The organism is Limosilactobacillus coleohominis 101-4-CHN, assembly GCF_000161935.1.
Taxonomy (GTDB): domain Bacteria; phylum Bacillota; class Bacilli; order Lactobacillales; family Lactobacillaceae; genus Limosilactobacillus; species Limosilactobacillus coleohominis_A.
In genome coordinates, this window is record NZ_GG698812.1 from 1 (window position 1) to 717 (window position 717).

Sequence of the window (717 nt, forward strand, 5' to 3'; positions counted from 1 at the left end):
ATTGAACAAAGAGAAAGCCAGCGCCTTGAGACGCTGGCTGTACATAGCGGATTATAACCGCAGAGCAAACCACCCGTTTTACGGGTGGTTATGATTTACGGACAAAATGCCGTTTAATTACTAATTAATACTTCTTGTGGTTGTTCAGACACCAACCAAACCAGGTTACAAGCAATGCGTTAACTAGCTGTAAGAGATAGTCCTGTAGGTTCAATGTTCTCACCCTCTTCTCACATGTCTAAAGGGTGACGAACGACTATAAAAGTATATCATTATCTAAATCTAAGTAGCAAAATGTTAAGGCTTTATGCGTTCTGATCATTCAAATAATAATGAATTATTGCCAAACTCTGATAACATTAATGCTCTTTTTGCCAATTAGTTAGTGCTGAATGCTGATGATACTTTTGCATATATCTATGCACTGCTTAGTTCATCAAATTATCAACAACGATGTGCTAATGATTTACGAAAAGATTTAGCTAGAATACCAATTGTCAAGGGCGCTGATAAGTATGTCGTAATCGTTCAACAATTATTTTTAATGATTCGATAACAGTGTCTAATATCCCGGATAAGGCATATCAATACATAGTTAATAGTCGATCCGCTATTAATGGATTATGGATCAGTACCGGATTAAGTATGATAAAAAGTCAGGGATTACTGATGATCCAAAGTACTTCTTTAATTTATTATTGAAGATTATTAATGTTT

At 35.0% G+C, this 717-nt stretch carries 2 protein-coding genes; both read left to right on the forward strand.

The genetic code is table 11. The features are described from left to right. Window positions 1-385 precede the first annotated feature (385 nt). Complete coding sequence (locus HMPREF0501_RS09210; protein ID WP_006917596.1) at window positions 386-556, forward strand: type ISP restriction/modification enzyme; 171 nt, start codon at window positions 386-388, stop codon at window positions 554-556. 2 nt (window positions 557-558) lie between these two features. Then, the gene (locus HMPREF0501_RS09215; protein ID WP_223206806.1) at window positions 559-702 is read left to right on the forward strand and encodes a hypothetical protein; all 144 of its coding nucleotides are present in this window, start codon (window positions 559-561) and stop codon (window positions 700-702) included. The last annotated feature ends 15 nt before the right edge of the window (window positions 703-717 follow it).